This window comes from Bradyrhizobium sp. ORS 285 (genome assembly GCF_900176205.1).
Taxonomy (GTDB): Bacteria; Pseudomonadota; Alphaproteobacteria; order Rhizobiales; family Xanthobacteraceae; genus Bradyrhizobium.
In genome coordinates this window covers 1,155,533-1,170,862 of record NZ_LT859959.1, presented here as the reverse complement: position 1 = coordinate 1,170,862, position 15,330 = coordinate 1,155,533, and the positions used below count along the sequence as shown (strand labels likewise).

At 59.3% G+C, this 15,330-nt stretch carries 14 protein-coding genes and 5 pseudogenes; 14 read left to right on the top strand and 5 right to left on the bottom strand.

All coding sequences use genetic code 11. The features are described from left to right. Positions 1-147: 147 nt before the first annotated feature. Positions 148-615, top strand: a pseudogene (locus BRAD285_RS05140) (integrase core domain-containing protein); the annotation flags it as partial. 169 nt (positions 616-784) lie between these two features. Here the strand turns inward: BRAD285_RS05140 and BRAD285_RS05135 are convergent. Continuing rightward, positions 785-988: a hypothetical protein gene (locus BRAD285_RS05135; protein ID WP_035646282.1), complete on the bottom strand. Its 204-nt coding sequence runs from the start codon at positions 986-988 to the stop codon at positions 785-787. A gap of 814 nt (positions 989-1,802) precedes the next feature. On the opposite strand from BRAD285_RS05135, the gene BRAD285_RS05130 reads away from it, so the two are divergent. From BRAD285_RS05130 to BRAD285_RS05125, 3 genes and pseudogenes are all read left to right on the top strand, one after another. After that, on the top strand, positions 1,803-2,246 hold the full coding sequence (locus BRAD285_RS05130) for a helix-turn-helix domain-containing protein (RefSeq protein ID WP_087877591.1): 444 nt from the start codon (positions 1,803-1,805) through the stop codon (positions 2,244-2,246). A gap of 105 nt (positions 2,247-2,351) precedes the next feature. Then, positions 2,352-2,441: pseudogene (locus tag BRAD285_RS36110) on the top strand (transposase); the annotation flags it as partial. Then, entirely contained in the window at positions 2,408-3,409 is a 1,002-nt protein-coding gene (locus BRAD285_RS05125) for an IS3 family transposase (RefSeq protein ID WP_244563580.1), read from the top strand. The pseudogene BRAD285_RS36110 and the gene BRAD285_RS05125, both read left to right, overlap by 34 nt. Positions 3,410-3,433: 24 nt before the next feature. Here BRAD285_RS05125 and BRAD285_RS35180 read toward each other — a convergent pair whose 3' ends face one another. Then, complete coding sequence (locus tag BRAD285_RS35180) at positions 3,434-3,616, bottom strand: hypothetical protein (RefSeq protein ID WP_157681661.1); 183 nt, start codon at positions 3,614-3,616, stop codon at positions 3,434-3,436. Positions 3,617-3,709: 93 nt separating this feature from the next. Next, positions 3,710-4,084, bottom strand: a complete 375-nt coding sequence (locus tag BRAD285_RS35985) for a hypothetical protein (protein WP_197696971.1) — start codon at positions 4,082-4,084, stop codon at positions 3,710-3,712. A gap of 1,177 nt (positions 4,085-5,261) precedes the next feature. On the opposite strand from BRAD285_RS35985, the gene BRAD285_RS35175 reads away from it, so the two are divergent. Beyond that, entirely contained in the window at positions 5,262-5,648 is a 387-nt protein-coding gene (locus BRAD285_RS35175; protein WP_157681660.1) for a TIR domain-containing protein, read from the top strand. Here BRAD285_RS35175 and BRAD285_RS35170 read toward each other — a convergent pair. Continuing rightward, a protein-coding gene (locus BRAD285_RS35170) for an IS630 family transposase (protein ID WP_087877595.1) occupies positions 5,628-6,570 on the bottom strand; the annotation gives its coding sequence in 2 pieces (ribosomal slippage) (positions 5,628-6,233 and positions 6,235-6,570; 942 coding nt in all). The genes BRAD285_RS35175 and BRAD285_RS35170 overlap by 21 nt on opposite strands. Positions 6,571-6,656: 86 nt before the next feature. Between BRAD285_RS35170 and BRAD285_RS36105 the strand changes: the two are divergent. The 9 genes and pseudogenes from BRAD285_RS36105 to BRAD285_RS36600 form a co-directional block, all read left to right on the top strand. Then, positions 6,657-7,398: pseudogene (locus tag BRAD285_RS36105) on the top strand (IS5/IS1182 family transposase); the annotation flags it as partial. Positions 7,399-7,833: 435 nt separating this feature from the next. Continuing rightward, positions 7,834-9,282 (top strand): DUF1521 domain-containing protein, encoded by a 1,449-nt coding sequence (locus BRAD285_RS05085; protein ID WP_006614046.1) that lies wholly within the window; start codon positions 7,834-7,836, stop codon positions 9,280-9,282. 704 nt (positions 9,283-9,986) lie between these two features. Then, the gene (locus BRAD285_RS05080) at positions 9,987-10,376 is read left to right on the top strand and encodes a transposase (RefSeq protein WP_157681659.1); all 390 of its coding nucleotides are present in this window, start codon (positions 9,987-9,989) and stop codon (positions 10,374-10,376) included. After that, the gene (tnpB, locus tag BRAD285_RS05075; RefSeq protein WP_087877585.1) at positions 10,373-10,720 is read left to right on the top strand and encodes an IS66 family insertion sequence element accessory protein TnpB; all 348 of its coding nucleotides are present in this window, start codon (positions 10,373-10,375) and stop codon (positions 10,718-10,720) included. The genes BRAD285_RS05080 and tnpB overlap by 4 nt, the downstream gene beginning before the upstream one ends. A gap of 69 nt (positions 10,721-10,789) precedes the next feature. Next, a protein-coding gene (locus BRAD285_RS05070) for an IS66 family transposase (protein ID WP_157681658.1) occupies positions 10,790-12,441 on the top strand; the annotation gives its coding sequence in 2 pieces (ribosomal slippage) (positions 10,790-11,006 and positions 11,006-12,441; 1,653 coding nt in all). Further along, positions 12,438-12,659, top strand: a complete 222-nt coding sequence (locus BRAD285_RS05065; RefSeq protein WP_087877584.1) for a hypothetical protein — start codon at positions 12,438-12,440, stop codon at positions 12,657-12,659. Before BRAD285_RS05070 ends, BRAD285_RS05065 begins: the two co-directional genes overlap by 4 nt. 62 nt (positions 12,660-12,721) lie before the next feature. Continuing rightward, positions 12,722-13,060, top strand: a pseudogene (locus tag BRAD285_RS05060) (transposase); the annotation flags it as partial. A gap of 850 nt (positions 13,061-13,910) precedes the next feature. Continuing rightward, positions 13,911-14,231 carry a hypothetical protein gene (locus tag BRAD285_RS05050; protein ID WP_035646313.1) on the top strand — a complete coding sequence of 107 codons (321 nt, stop codon included), beginning with the start codon at positions 13,911-13,913 and terminating at the stop codon, positions 14,229-14,231. A 227-nt stretch (positions 14,232-14,458) separates the two neighbouring features. Further along, entirely contained in the window at positions 14,459-14,845 is a 387-nt protein-coding gene (locus BRAD285_RS36600) for a transposase (protein ID WP_006611429.1), read from the top strand. A 226-nt stretch (positions 14,846-15,071) separates the two neighbouring features. On the opposite strand, the pseudogene BRAD285_RS36095 reads toward BRAD285_RS36600, so the two are convergent. Beyond that, positions 15,072-15,279, bottom strand: a pseudogene (locus BRAD285_RS36095) (IS5/IS1182 family transposase); the annotation flags it as partial. Positions 15,280-15,330: the final 51 nt, after the last annotated feature.

Sequence of the window (15,330 nt, the reverse complement as noted above, 5' to 3'; positions counted from 1 at the left end):
AATCAGGTTGGTGTCAGCAACCCGACCCTACCGGGCAATCGCCGGTGACCACCGCAAAGCCGTCCACCCGCTACAGCGCTATGGGGGAGCGCGCGGGCGGACGGCTTTGCTCTACCGAGTTACACCACGCCCGGGGACACGACCCTCGTCCACTATCAGTTGGCAACCGGACGTAAGCTACGGGTGCTCACGATCGTCGACATCTTCTCCCGATTCTCGCCAGCGCTGACACCTCGGTTCACTTTCCGCGGCACCGATGTCGTGGAGATACTGGAAGGAGTCTGCAATGAAGTGGAATTCCCGGCAACGATCCGTGTCGATCAAGGCACCGAGTTCGTGTCGCGCGATCTCGACGTCTGGGCGTATCAGCGCGGCGTCACGCTGGACTTCTCCAGGGCCGGCAAGCCGACGGACAATGCTTTCATCGAGGCGTTCAACGGACGCTTCCGGGAGGAATGTCTCAATGCCCATTGGTTCCTGACGCTTGCGGATGCCGAGGAAAAAGTGGAGACTTGGCGCAGGTACTACAACGAAGAACGGCCGCACGGCGCGATCGGCAACAAACCGCCGATTCTGCTGCAAAACCACGATGGCGCAACCAGTCCGCCACCGTGATCAGGGCGCAAAACTCTAGTTCTGGGTGGTCCAAAATTCGGCCTCACTGCAAAACCCACTCGGACTCTAAATTCTGCTGGATGAAACTTCGGTGGCAGGTTAGAATGAAGCGAGTACCCATGCTCAGCTTACAGGCCGAGCCTTCTCACTGAAGCAGGAGGTTTCGCGTTCACCCATCATCGAGCTCGCTCATGCCATCATCCATATCTGACTGGCAATCGGTTATCACTTGGGTGGCGGCTGATACCAGGGCTTTCTCGAATGCCCGCTGCAATAACATTGTAGACGATTTTTCGTGACCGTCTAGAGCGCTATCAGTATTTGCGTCAGCTTCCGGCGGCTTTGCTGCGGTATTGTTTAGGCCTGCATCCATGCCCTTAAATCCATATAGCGGCGGCGTTGTGCGACAACGTGTTTCTGTCCTGCTAACAGGGGGAGCTTGCAAGAAGCTGACGAATAATGATGTCGGACTAATGCGGGTGGTTCCGCAAAAGCCGGCCATGCGATGGTGCGCACCGTATCGACGTCTGAGAAGGGTCGTCGGGTGAAAAGAGCAATAAGCGGCTATAAATGGACAGAAGGAGATTAAATGCTCAAGAGAAAGTGGCAAGTGGCTCCGTGCATAGCTACCGTTTATGATTTTTGAGGTTGCCGGCTCGCCTTCATACAAATCTCCGAAACATTTTAGCATCTCGCACTTTTGGGCTCGCCGGGCACGTCAGAGTTGTCGTCAACGGCTGCGTCGTTCTTCGCCTTGCGTTGCTGCTTCCATAACGAAGATTCGCGCGGTTCGCATTTGGCCGTCGATCTTTGCCTTGAATTCTGCTCATCGGTGACATTTCGTGGTGTGCTCATTAAATGTCCTGATGGAACAACCTTGGTGTCACGAGTCACAAGTTTGCATTCATGGATTTGCAGTGGAGTTGCGTCGCTGTGCCAGAATTGAGGCAAACAGCGACGGAGGCTGCAGTGGCGGTTCAGCACCTTGCCCCCTCCTGATATTGAGCGATGACGATCGCGCCGAACTGACGTCGCTGACGAAGCGGCGGAAGACGGCGCAGGTGCTGGCTTTGAGAGCCCGATCGTGCTGACCGGCGCGGAAGGCGGTCAGAACAAGGATGGGGCGGCGAAGCTAAGCGTGGAGCGGGACACAGTAGGCAAGTGGCGAGGGGGTTTTGGAGCAGCGCGTGGCCGGGCTGCATGATGAGCCGCGCTTCGGCGCGCCTCGCACGATTGACGAGGCCCGCATCGAAGCCGTGATCGTGAGAACGCTGGAGAATTGCTCTGAGAACGCCACTCATTGCAGCCCTCGGGACATGGCGAAGGCGAGCGGCCTATCCGTATCGACGGTACGACGCATCTGGCGGGCCTTCGGCCTCCAGCCGCACCGGATGGCGACGTTCAAGCTCTCGACCGATCCGAACTTCGTGGTCAGGGTGCGCGATGTCGTAGGCCTCAACGTCTCACCACGAGTGATTCGCAAATGCCAGGGGCGCCTGCGCGCAGCCGAGTTCCACAAGCTCCTCGACGAGATTGAAGCGAGAGTGACGTCTGAGCTCGACGTTCGCTTGGTCATGGATAACTACGCCACGCATGATCTGAGGCCGGGAAACTGGACCATTTTTGGCTAGAGTCTTGCGCTGCCGATTCCCCGGCTGGGAAGAGCGGAAGACGATGAAGGCCTCGAAGTTTTCGTACGCCCAGAAGGCGTTCATCTGAAGCAGGGCAACGACGGCGTGCCGGTCACGGACATCTGCCGCAAGGCCGAGATCAGCCCAGCGACCTATTTCAGTTGGAAGAAGAAGTACGACGGGCTGCTGCCGACCGAGATGCGGCGGCTGAAGCAGCTCGAGGACGAGAACGGCAAGCTGAGGAAGCTGGTGGCCGATCTGTCGCTCGACAAGGAGATGCTGCAGGACATGATCCGCCGAAAGCTGTGAAGCCTAGTCGGAAGCGCAAGCTCGTCGACGAGATCTGCGGCAAGTGGCAGGTGTCGATCCGCAGGGCCTGCGAGGCCCTGGAGTTCGACAGGTCGACCTACCACTACAGATCCCGTCGCTCCGACCAGGCCGCCCTCGAACAACGGATCAGGGAGATCTGTCAGGTTCGCGTCCGCTACGGTTATCGCCGCATTCACGTCGTGCTTCGTCGCGAAGGATGGCGCCACGGGCAGAACAAGACGCGGCGGGTCTATCGCGAATTGGGCCTGCAATTACGCAACAAGGCGCCGAAGCGTCGAGTCAGGGCCAAGTTGCGGGATGATCGCAGGCCGGCGACGCGATCGAACGAGACCTGGGCGATGGACTTCGTCCACTATCAGTTGGCAACCGGACGTAAGCTACGGGTGCTCACGATCGTCGACATCTTCTCCCGATTCTCGCCAGCGCTGACACCTCGGTTCACTTTCCGCGGCACCGATGTCGTGGAGATACTGGAAGGAGTCTGCAATGAAGTGGAATTCCCGGCAACGATCCGTGTCGATCAAGGCACCGAGTTCGTGTCGCGCGATCTCGACGTCTGGGCGTATCAGCGCGGCGTCACGCTGGACTTCTCCAGGGCCGGCAAGCCGACGGACAATGCTTTCATCGAGGCGTTCAACGGACGCTTCCGGGAGGAATGTCTCAATGCCCATTGGTTCCTGACGCTTGCGGATGCCGAGGAAAAAGTGGAGACTTGGCGCAGGTCCTACAACGAAGAACGGCCGCACGGCGCGATCGGCAACAAACCGCCGATTCTGCTGCAAAACCACGATGGCGCAACCAGCCCGCCACCGTATCAGAGCGCAAAACTCTAGTTCTGGGTGGTCCAAAGCTCGGCCTCACTGCAAACCCACTCGGACTCTAAATTCTGCTGGATGAAACTTCGGTGGCAGGTCAGGATCGCGAACATTCCCAAGCTTCTCGCGGATCTGTTTGCCAACGCTTTCTAAAGCCGATGCCATGACGGCATCCTTAAGGTTGCGGGGATCGAGCGCCTTGCCATCCATTGAGAACTTAATCACGGGCAAACCTCTGTGCGGAGGATCGACGGTTCATGAAACAAATGAGAAGTTTAGCTTCCTTTCGGATCGCCTGATCGCTCCAAACATGAGGGATCATATCACCGGCAGGAACTGCAGAACGCCGTTGGAGACCTGTGTCGAATTCGTCGCCGGATCGACGATAAGGATGGGAACCCCAGGATATAGACCAGTCCACTTGGAGGCCACGTTTGTCCAAGCCGCGGCGCTGGGGGACAACCAGCCTGTGAGGGTGGTGATGTCCGCATAGCGTTGCGCCAATGGAAGCGCCAGTATCGGCTCATAGTGCGCGACGCGATTTCTCAAAGCCCGCAAATTTTCGAGCTGGACGGCAATGTCTTTCCGCTGAATGCCGCTGGTCTGGAAGATCGGCCGCAGATGCTGCCAAAGGTGATTGCTGTGCCTGCCGAAAAGCGAACTCCAGAAACCGAAATTCAGTTCGGCTACCATCTCTCCGTGGGTTCCCGCCTCTCGATCGCGCGTCAGTTGGTCGCGGGCCTTGGTTACGCAATACGGCCGGTAATGGTGCCGGAGAGCTTGGGGGTCGTCCAACCAATCCACGCCGTAGACAGCGGTCAGCTTGCGGTCAGCTTGCGGTCGGCAACGCGCGGCGCCACCTCAAGCATATGTAAAGGCCCATACAGAGACTCGGAAGGCTGGACGTTAAAGGTGCATAGGCGCTTGGCGAGGTCTTCATCCTGGCCGGCCCAAAGCCGGTAGGTACTGAATCGGTCGGCTGAAATCGCCTCTGTAAAAGTTGGCATAGCCCTCTCAAAACCCTTGAATTTATCGATCTTATGCCCTAATATATCACTATAGGCCCCGCATGGTCTGTGCTCTTGCATACCTTCGGGGCAAGTCTTTCAAGGCTCCGGTTGAGCGCTTGCTCCCGGGCCCTTTTCTATTGAAAACCTGGGATTGTTCCAGGAATCGCGTTGTCGGCGTTCCCTGTACGGGCTAGCCTGACACTATGCAGCTGTCTCCCGAAAAGGTTGCGGATCTGAGGGTGAAACACCTGGAAATGATCCAGGCGGTGGTGAGTCGCATGTCGTCTTAATGCGCCACCCTGAAAAACTACTGCGTCACCATCTCGGTTGCCATCGCCGGCTTCGCCATTACCCTTCGCGTCCCGTCGTAGCGCTGTTGACCCTGGTGCCGATCACGGCCTTCACTTTCCTTGATGCGCGCTATCTCCAGCTGGAGCGCCGCTTCCCGCAGAGTTTCGATACGGTCGCTGCCGAAGGCTGGGATAGGTCTCCGAGCTTCAACATGGCCAAAAAGACCGACCCTGGTTCGTCATACTGGTCTGCGTTCTTCAGCTGGTCGCCGGATTTTACGTACCGCTCGCGATCGTAGCGATCACGGCGGTAGTCATCGCAAGGCAGGTCTATGACAAGCTCTTATGACAAAGATGCGCTGGCGAATGCGTTGCTCGGCAACTCGACTCCGCCCAAAGCCGAATCACAGTTCGGCTGGGCATTGGGCTCCCTGTTCGCGACTCCACCCGCCCCCGCAACTGCGCCACAAGATACTTTGGCAGGATTGTTCGGCCTCATCGGACAGCCCTCAACGCCTCGCCCGCCCCGCCCCGCCCACCAAACCGCCGCCGGTCTACGCTCCCGCCACGGTGAAGCGGAAAGGATTCTTCTCCTTCCACTATGCCGACATCATCCGCGTCAACAACGTTCGCAACGCCTGGAAGATCCACGCTCCCGGCCGCGAAGACAAGCGCCAGTTCTTCGACCGCAGTCTGTGGGAATCGGTACAGCGCAAGAATCCCGAAGGGCTCAAGAATCTCATTCGAACCGGCATGGTTCACGCTTCCACCGTCTGCGTCCTTGTCGGCACCGAGACCTGGTACCGACCTTGGGTCAGGTATGAAATCGCGCGATCGGTCATCTATAAAAAGGGCCTGCTGGCCGTCCATATCAACGGGCTGCGGCATCATCAGCGCCTGACGGCCGATGACCATGGTCTAGAGAGCATGATGTTTTTATACGGAAACATATCCTGAGTTTTTGAGATAGTTCGCACACTCCTCCGCGGAGAAGAGGTCGAGGAGCCTTCCGGCCTTTCGCCAAGTTTCCTCGATAGTGCGCGGTTCTGCAGCTCGCATGAGGTGCTTGAGCTTGGCGAAGACCTGCTCGATCGGATTGAGGTCGGGGCTATAGGGCGGCAGGAAGAGCAAATGCGCTCCTCTGGCGCGGATGATTTCGCGAGCTCGCTTTCCTTTGTGACTTCCGAGATTGTCGAGGATCACGATGTCTCCCTTGGTTAAGGTCGGAGCCAATTCATTCTCAACATGGAGTGTGAAGAGTTCGCCATTAATGGGACCGTCAATGACCCACGGCGCCGTGATCCGATCATGGCGCAGGGCCGCGATGAAGGTCATGGTCTTCCAGTGGCCGAAGGGAACGGACGCGTCCAGACGTTGTCCGCGTGGCCCCCAGCCGCGGAGCGGCGCCATGTTGGTCTTGATCCAAGTTTCGTCGATAAAGACCAGGCGGGAGACGTCAATCTTGTCCTGGTGAGCTTTCCAGCGCGTCCGCTTACGAGCGACGTCTGGGCGATCCTGTTCGGCTGCGCGGATCGTTTTTTTTATAGCTCAGCCCTTCAGCATGTACGAAGGTCCACACCGCGCGAACATCTGTTTTTATCCCGCGGGCCGCCAGCTCCTTTGTCAGTTGACGCAGCGTGAAAGGCCCCGAGCGGATGCGTTGACGCAACCAATCGGCGTTGTCTCCAGATAGAACTGGCTTCTTGTGACCGCCGATCTTGCCAGGTGTGATATTGCCGGTCTCCTGCCTCAGCTTCTTCCATTTCGGGATGCAGGACGGGCTGATCTGGAGACAGCTTGCAATCGAGCGCACGCTCTCGCCGGCATCTGCCCGCGCCAGAGCAACCTCACGGATATCTTCCGAATACGGTCGCGTCATCCATGCTGGCCTCCGCACCCCAGCATGAAGCTTGAATCAGAGATTGCCTCCCTTGGGAATCCGATTCTGAAGAAAAACAACGCGCTCTAATCGCCGTGGCACAGAGGCGGGTAGAACGCCTGCGTGCAGCTGCCGGCGATCGACGTCAGCGCGCAGCCAAGGAGCGAGGTGCTCGCGAACGCGAGGCGGAGATCAAAGCAGCCAAACAACGAATGAAGCAGCTGGAAGCCGAACGGGAGCGGCGGGAAAAGACCGACAAGAAGGAACTGGCCAAGCGGAAGGAAGCCTCGCGCTTCCACCACCGACTCCGAGACGCGGGTCATCAAGATGGCGGCTGGCGCACCTTCCTACAACATAGAAATCATATCGGCGCCCGCGTATAGGGTGGTCATCGCCTTCGACATCGATGCCACCGGTTCAGATCGGGATCGAGGCCGTGCAGGCCAAGGGTTACAATTCCCGCAATTTCCTGGTCGATGGGGGCTTCAGCAAGATCGATGGCATCGAGTGTGCCCAGGCCAACGAATCAAGATGTGGCGCCCGCCGGGGCAGACCAAGCACGGAGGCTCCCTTTATGCTCAAAAGAAGGGTGGTGGTGTCGGCGTCGCTGACTGGCGGGAACGTATGAAGACCGAGCAAGGGAAGACAGACGAGGCGCTCTACCGGCTGCGTGCTCAACACGATTGTACAACGCCCCGGCCCGCCACATGGGTCTGCGGCAGCTGTCGCTCCGTGTGCCGGGTCAAGGCTCGGATATAGCTGCGGGGGCTTGCGCTTGCCCGCAACATGATTCGCCTCTTCGCGTTGAGCGCTGAAGCCAGGGCATGACGGCGAAGCCTGTTGCCCAACGCCCCGACCAAGCATCTCACCGCATCGTGCCACAAAGCAAGCTCCTTACCCATTTACTCGAGCGACAGCTTCTCGAGCCCAACCCATCGACAGCAAGATTTGTCGGAAACGACGAATATTCTCACTCTTTGAGGTGCAAGGAGGAGTGTCGGCGTTTCCTTCTCATCACCGTCAGCTTTTCGACAGGTCGTTGGGTTACATAGGTCGAGAGTTAGGTTCGTGTGATGTGCTCGTGTCGTTCCCAAGTGTGGGCGATAGGAGGGGGGGGTGGCGATGGGCCGCGCTCCTTACCGAAGGTCTCGTTATTCGCCGGATAGGTTGGTGACACTTTCTCCTTCGGGTGAAGCGGGTGTGTTTAGCGATTGAACGTGTGTTCTTGCAGTCTTGCCGTTCGTGCGAAATAGGAGTTAACTAATGCCGTATCTTCCGGTGGCCGGTGCGCCTGTGGTGGTATCGTCCGACTCGATGAGTGGAGTGGTTCCGGAGGGCGTTTTTGTCGCTCCCTCCTTTAATGCTTTGTTGGGGCAGTATTCGCCGACGAGCTACCCATATCTTCCTGTGGCTTCGCCGGGGCTGATTGGCTCTGGTGTTGTGGGGGTTGCTCCTGTGGCGGTGGCGCCGGCGGTTGTTGGTGCGCAAGCATACATGATGGCTCCTCCGCCGCCGATCATGCTGACAAGTCAGCTCAATCAGAATTCTGAGTCTTCAGTTGATCCTGTCTGGACGCATGACGTCAAGGATGGCGAGGCTACGATCCGTCTCGGCGACAGGTATACTATTACGGCCAATGAGAAGGATGGTACTTGGACCGTTCGAAACAACGAGACTGGTCACGTTACCGTCATTCATGGTGATCCCCATGTTGATGCCGATGGGGACGGTCGTGATGACTTTGACTTCAAGAAAGATATGACATTTCAGCTTGATGACGGTACAAAGATTACCGTCAATAATGTTGACTATGGTAATGGCCAGGCGATCTCCTCGAGGCTAACCATTACAAATGGCCACAATTCGATCGTTGTCGAGGGGCTCGGCGACGATAGGGATGGCAAAAACAATCTGAGAGTGACGCAGTCCAATGCAGGCCTGAGTCTCGATGAGCTAACTTCTGATGGCTCCCAAACCATCCATGAAAGCGGGCAGGGCTGGGTCGATGGAATGGGCCGCTCGGTAAATCAGGAGAGTATTACGGCCGGCGAGCAGGGGCGCGGACCGGGCAACTATCAGTATGCGAATGCGGCCCCTTCTCTCCCTGTCTTCTTTGTGCCGCCTCCGCCGCCATCGCTTGCAATGCTACCCGTTGCAGCTGTCCATGTGGCTGCGCCGGCTGCTCAGCCGACTCCCGTGTGGTCGCATGAGGTCAGGGGTGGAAGGGCTGAGATTAAGCTGGGTGACAAGTATTCGCTTTCCGTCAACGAAAGGGACGGAACCGTCCGAATTCGCAACAACGAGACGGGTAAAGTCACAACGATAAAAGGTGACCCGCATGTTGATACCGATGGTGACGGCAAGGCCGATTTTGACTTTAAGAAAGACATGACCTTTCAGCTCGAGGATGGCACCAAGATCACGATTGACACCGTCGATATCGGAAATGGAAAGACTATGGCGTCGAAACTAACCATCACGAATGGCGACAACGCGATTGTCGTAGAAGGTCTTGCAGACGGATTCGATGGCAAGAACAATCTGAAGGTTCAGCAGTCAAACGCAGGCCGTACACTTGACCAGCTCACATCCGACGGGGCGCAGACAATTTATGAGCAGCCGGACGCTGGTTGGGTGGATCGATCTGGACGTCGTGTCAACCAGGCGATTATCGACAGGAACGAGAACACCGGTTCATCATGGGATGATTGACGGAGGCAGCAACGTAATCTGCTAAGGGACGAGGTTCTGCCTAGTTTGGTAAAGGGAGAAGCGGGCGCTAGCGCCCGCTTCTCATTTTGTGCCCATGCAGATGAGTCGAAAATCTTAGTGAGACCGCCTTGGTAATTTGGCGTGGTTGCTGAGAACTGTCCTTATGGACAGAGATAAGAACAGAGCCCGGATCGGGCGGCTTGAAGCGGGCGAGATGGGGCGGCGGCGCTGGTCTGAGGATGAGAAGCCCAGGATCGTGATGGAGAGCCTGTAGGGAAATCGGCAGGTTTCGGCGACAGCCCGGCGGTACGGCATCTCTCGTTCTTTGCTTCTCAAGTGGCTGCGTCTGTTCCACGCTGAACGGAGTGAAGCCGGGTCGGGACTGGGCTTCCTTCCGGCAAAGGTGATGGTAGATCTCGTGGCGACGCAACTGATCTGAGGCCGGGAAACTGGACCATTTTTGGCTAGAGTCTTGCGCTGCCGATTCCCCGGCTGGGAAGAGCGGAAGACGATGAAGGCCTCGAAGTTTTCGTACGCCCAGAAGGCGTTCATCTGAAGCAGGGCAACGACGGCGTGCCGGTCACGGACATCTGCCGCAAGGCCGAGATCAGCGTATCGCTCCGGCGTAGGCCGCCTTGTTCGGCGTGACCGGCACCCTACGGATATGGCCTTAAGTCCAGCCTTGAGGTCATGCGGCGATGCAGATGGAAGTTTTGGGCGCCGAACGGCGGCGTCGATGGAGTTATAAGGATAAGGTTCGTCTGATCGAGGAGACGATGCAGTCCGGGCAGACCGTCTGCGGAGTTGCCCGGCGGCATGGGGTGGCTCAGAGCCTGCTGTTCACCTGGCGCCGGCAGGCGCGGCAGGGCCGGCTGGGTGCCGAGGCTGTGCCGGCTATCGTTCCTGTCGCCATCGTGTCGTCGCAGGCTGACGACTTGACGAGGGTGCCATCACCACCGTCGCCATCGCGTGCCGCACCGAGCATGCGGGCCGGAAAGATCGAGATCGAACTGGACGACTGCTGCGTGCGCGTCGACCGCGACGTAGACACCGAGGCACTTCGGCGCATTCTCGACCTTTTGAGGCCGCGATGATTCCGATCCCGAGCGGCGTCAAGGTCTGGATTGCGACCGGCCACACGGACATGCGCCGTGGCATGCAGAGCCTGGCCCTGATGGTCCAGGAGATTTTGAAGCGAGATCCCCACGCCGGCGATCTCTACATCTTCCGCGGCCGTCGCGGGGATCTGGTCAAGATCCTGTGGCATGACGGGATCGGCTTGTCGCTCTACGCCAAGCGCCTCGACCGAGGAAAGTTCATCTGGCCTTCGGTGTCCAATGGCGCGGTGTCGATCTCGGCCGCGCAGATGGCCTACATGCTTGAGGCGATCGATTGGAGGAATCCGCAGCTGACATGGCGGCCACAAAGCGCAGGCTGAGCAGAGATAGTTGCGGATTCCGGTATTTAGGGAGTTCCAACCGGCCTGATCTGTGATTCACTACGTCGCATGAAAGCTGATTGCGATGCTGGACCGGATGACGTCGTCGCCCTGAAACAGGCGTTGGGGGCCGAGCGCGCGAAGGGATTGGAGGTCGCTGCCGAGCTTGCGGCTGCCCGAGCCAAGGCATCGGAAGACGAAGCCCTGATCGCGTCCCAGAAGCTGCAGATCGCCAAGCTGAGGCATCAGATCTACGGGCAGCGGTCGGAGCGTTCATCACGCCTGCTCAACAACTGGCGCTGACGTTCGAAGAGCAGGAAGCTGGCGCCACCGAGGACGAGCTTGCGGCGGAACGCGCCGCGGTGAAGACCAGCACGGTCCGCGCCTTCACGCGCAAGCGCACCGAGCGACAAACCTTCCCCGAACATCTGCCCCGCGAGCGGGTGGTGATCGAGCCGCCGGCGGCTTGCGAATGCTGCGGCAGCCAGCGGCTGCGCAAGCTCGGCGAGGACGTGACGCGGACGCTGGAGGTGGTGCCGCGCCAATGGAAGGTGATCGAGACGGTGCGGGAGAAGTTCTCCTGCCGGGACTGCGAGAAGATCAGCCAGGCGCCGGCGCCGTTCCATGCCGTGGCGCGGGGATGGGCCGGGCCGAGCCTGCTGGCGATGATCATGTTCGAGAAGTTCGGTCAGCATCAGCCCTTGAACCGCCAGGCCGAGCGCTACGCGCTGGAGGGCGTGCCGATAGCGCTCTCGACCATGGCGGATGCCGTGGGGTCGGTCTGTGCGTCGCTGGACCCGCTGCTGCGCCTGGTTGAAGCGCATGTCATGACGGCCGAGCGCCTTCATGCCGACGATACGACCGTGCCGGTGCTGGCCAAGGGAAAGACTGACACGGGGCGGTGCTGGATCTATGTCCGGGACGACCGGCCGTTCGGTGGTGCGGACCCGCCGGCAGCGATGTTCTACTACTCGCGTGATCGCAAGGGCGAGCATCCGCAGGCGCATCTGGCGCGGTATACCGGCATCCTGCAGGCCGACGCCTATGACGGCTATAACCAGCTCTATCTGGCTGGACGCGGCCCTGGACCGATCCACGAGGCGTCGTGCTGGGCGCATGCGCCGCGCCCGTTCTTTGCCATGGCCGATCTGGAGGAGAATGCGCGCCGCAAGGCTGCGGGCAAGAAGGAGATCCCGCTTTCTCCGATCGCAATCGAGGTCGTGCGCCGGATCGATGCGTTGTTCGAGATCGAGCGTTCCATCAATGGCAAAAGCGCGCAGGAGCGTCTCGAAGCACGGCAGACGCTCAGTCGGCCTTTGACCGAAGACCTGCGGCTCTACATGCAAGAGCAACTCGCCAAGCTCGCCCGGGGGCACGACCTTGCCAAGGCATTCAACTACGTGCTGAAGCGATGGCCGAGCTTCACGCTGTTCCTCGATGACGGTCGTGTGTGCCTCTCCAACAATGCCGCCGAGCGCGGTCTGCGAGGCATCGCCCTTGGTCGAAAATCCTGGCTCTTCTGCGGGTCCGATCGCGGCGGCCGGCGCGCAGCTGCGATGTACAGCCTGATCGTCACCGCCAAAATGAACGGGATCGATCCGCAAGCCTGGCTGACCGATGTCATTGACCGGATTGCCGCTCACCCGTCCCAACAGCTCGACGAACTGCTGCCCTGGAACTGGACGCCTCAGGCCGCAGCGCTCTCCACCCGAGCAGCATGACCACGCACGTCAACAAAGTTCACCATGTCACCACCATCGCCAAGGTTGCCCAGGACCTCGGCGAAGATGAGGAATGGTTGCACGACGTCGCCAGCGAATTGGACATCGAGGATGGCGTCATCTGGGTCTACGGCGCTGGTGACGATGGCGTCATGGCCTTGACCGACTTCGGGATCGACAACCTGATCGAGCTTGTCAAAGCGCGTCGGCAGCTCTGAAATCTCTTTCCAGATGACGCCGCAAACCGGCACCCCCTGCGGCCTACGGCGGATGCTTACAGATCAGCCCAGCGACCTATTTCAGTTGGAAGAAGAAGTACGACGGGCTGCTGCCGACCGAGATGCGGCGGCTGAAGCAACTCGAGGACGAGAACGGCAAGCTGAGGAAGCTGGTGGCCGATCTGTCGCTCGACAAGGAGATGCTGCAGGACATGATCCGCCGAAAGCTGTGAAGCCTGGTCGGAAGCGCAAGCTCGTCGACGCGGTCTGCGGCAAGTGGCAGGTGTCGATCCGCAGGGCCTGCGGCGCCCTGGAGTTCGACAGGTCGACCTACCACTACAGATCCCGTCGCTCCGACCAGGCCGCCCTCGAACAACGGATCAGGGAGATCTGTCAGGTCGGATTCTACTCGGCGCTTCGACGCGAGGTGCCGATCCGCAGGTTCAATGACTGGGCAAACCCGCCGCCGGGCTTTTGCGAGATCGACATGGTTGCGCACGGTGGAACCAGCGTCGCCGGCTCGTTTATCCAGACATTGACCATGGTCGACATCGCAACGGGATGGACGGAATGCTTGCCTCTGGTGACACGCGATGGCAGCCTCGTCGTGGAAGCGATGACGCGAGCACAGGGCCTGTTCCCTTGGGTAATCTGTTGCGCCGACTTCGACAACGACAGCGCGTTCATGAACGACGTCGTCGTTCCATGGTGCCGAGCACAGAAGATCGAGGTCACGCGGTCACGTGCCTACAAGAAGAACGATCAGGCTTTCGTGGAGCAGAAGAACGGCGCGGTGGTCAGGCGGCTTGTCGGATACGGACGCTTCGACGGGGTCGAGACGGCCCGGGTGATGGCACGTCTCTCCGCGGCGGCACGCCTGCTGGTGAACTTCTTCCAGCCGTCATTCAAGCTTAAAGAGAAGCGACGCGAGGGTGCCAGGATCATCAAACGCTATCATCCGCCCACTACACCGTACGAACGTGCACTCGAACACCCGAAACTTCCCTCGGCGATCAAGCGCCGTCTGCGCGAGACATATCGGACTCTCGCCCCCGTGCAATTGCTTGCTACGATCCGTTCGGCACAAGAAGAGCTCGGCGAACGGATCGGCAAGCGCGGTCTGCGATAGCTGCCAAGGTATCTTCGGTCGACCCGCGCTCATTCGCCCGGTCGCTTGGCAACTCGGCAAAGACCACCGAGGTGCGGGCTACGCACCGCCTGCCGAAACGGCGATACAAAAAGCGCGTTCGCATGCCGTCCAAGCTCGATCCCCATCTCGCGACGATCGAGAGCTGGCTCGCCGTCGAGCCGCAGCTCACTGCACTGACCATCGTGGGCCGGCTCACCACCATTGATCCCCTGACGTTCAGCGACAAGCAGGATTCCATCGTCCAGCGCTTGCTTCGGTCCCTCCGGCGGAAAGTGGCGGAGACAGCCATCGTATCCATGCCCGTCGACGAAATACGGCCCGGGGCTGTGGACGGCGCTGCGTGTGATGAGCACTCCGCCCCGCCCACACCCCCTCCAAACCGAGTTGGCCGCGGCCAGAGACCGGTCTGGGCCGGTTCGTAGACCTTCGTCCGGGTAACATTCCTCGCTGAGGCAATACGCGGGGGCATTTTTGAACGCCGGTCGACAGTTGGGGCCTTGCAATTTTGCAAAGCAGCCCTGACGCCGGCTACACGTCATGCTCTACAGACACGCCGATCCTAGAGCGCGTTGTTTTTCTTCAGAATCGGATTCCCAAGGGAGGCAATCTCTGATTCAAGCTTCATGCTGGGGTGCGGAGGCCAGCATGGATGACGCGACCGTATTCGGAAGATATCCGTGAGGTTGCTCTGGCGCGGGCAGATGCCGGCGAGAGCGTGCGCTCGATTGCAAGCTGTCTCCAGATCAGCCCGTCCTGCATCCCGAAATGGAAGAAGCTGAGGCAGGAGACCGGCAATATCACACCTGGCAAGATCGGCGGTCACAAGAAGCCAGTTCTATCTGGAGACAACGCCGATTGGTTGCGTCAACGCATCCGCTCGGGGCCTTTCACGCTGCGTCAACTGACAAAGGAGCTGGCGGCCCGCGGGATAAAAACAGATGTTCGCGCGGTGTGGACCTTCGTACATGCTGAAGGGCTGAGCTATAAAAAAAACGATCCGCGCAGCCGAACAGGATCGCCCAGACGTCGCTCGTAAGCGGACGCGCTGGAAAGCTCACCAGGACAAGATTGACGTCTCCCGCCTGGTCTTTATCGACGAAACTTGGATCAAGACCAACATGGCGCCGCTCCGCGGCTGGGGGCCACGCGGACAACGTCTGGACGCGTCCGTTCCCTTCGGCCACTGGAAGACCATGACCTTCATCGCGGCCCTGCGCCATGATCGGATCACGGCGCCGTGGGTCATTGACGGTCCCATTAGCTAGCTTATAGAGCCGCTCACGCCGCCGGAACGATTCGGCACTCGCCCCCCCCCAGGAACACGCAAGCTATCCTGAGCCAAAGTGTCGCGCGACACCAGTACTTGCCTGACCCCATCCTGACGACGCCCTACGCCAGAAGCCGCTCCAGAACCTTTAGGTGTGCTATCCGGAAGCTCGACAGGGTGTGATAGTTCATCGAGACGCCGCCAGAACCAGCGGTAGGTATAGCGCGACGATCAGGATGAGAACTTGGCGTCAA

Excerpts from the sequence above, each read along its gene's own strand:
- BRAD285_RS05085 (WP_006614046.1), top strand. The coding sequence starts at position 7,834 with ATGCCGTATCTTCCGGTGGCCGGTGCGCCTGTGGTGGTATCGTCCGAC.
- BRAD285_RS35985 (WP_197696971.1), bottom strand. The coding sequence starts at position 4,084 with ATGGTAGCCGAACTGAATTTCGGTTTCTGGAGTTCGCTTTTCGGCAGG.
- BRAD285_RS05080 (WP_157681659.1), top strand. The coding sequence starts at position 9,987 with ATGGAAGTTTTGGGCGCCGAACGGCGGCGTCGATGGAGTTATAAGGAT.
- BRAD285_RS05065 (WP_087877584.1), top strand. The coding sequence starts at position 12,438 with ATGACCACGCACGTCAACAAAGTTCACCATGTCACCACCATCGCCAAG.
- BRAD285_RS05050 (WP_035646313.1), top strand. The coding sequence starts at position 13,911 with ATGCCGTCCAAGCTCGATCCCCATCTCGCGACGATCGAGAGCTGGCTC.
- BRAD285_RS36600 (WP_006611429.1), top strand. The coding sequence starts at position 14,459 with ATGACGCGACCGTATTCGGAAGATATCCGTGAGGTTGCTCTGGCGCGG.
- tnpB (WP_087877585.1), top strand. The coding sequence starts at position 10,373 with ATGATTCCGATCCCGAGCGGCGTCAAGGTCTGGATTGCGACCGGCCAC.
- BRAD285_RS05135 (WP_035646282.1), bottom strand. The coding sequence starts at position 988 with ATGGATGCAGGCCTAAACAATACCGCAGCAAAGCCGCCGGAAGCTGAC.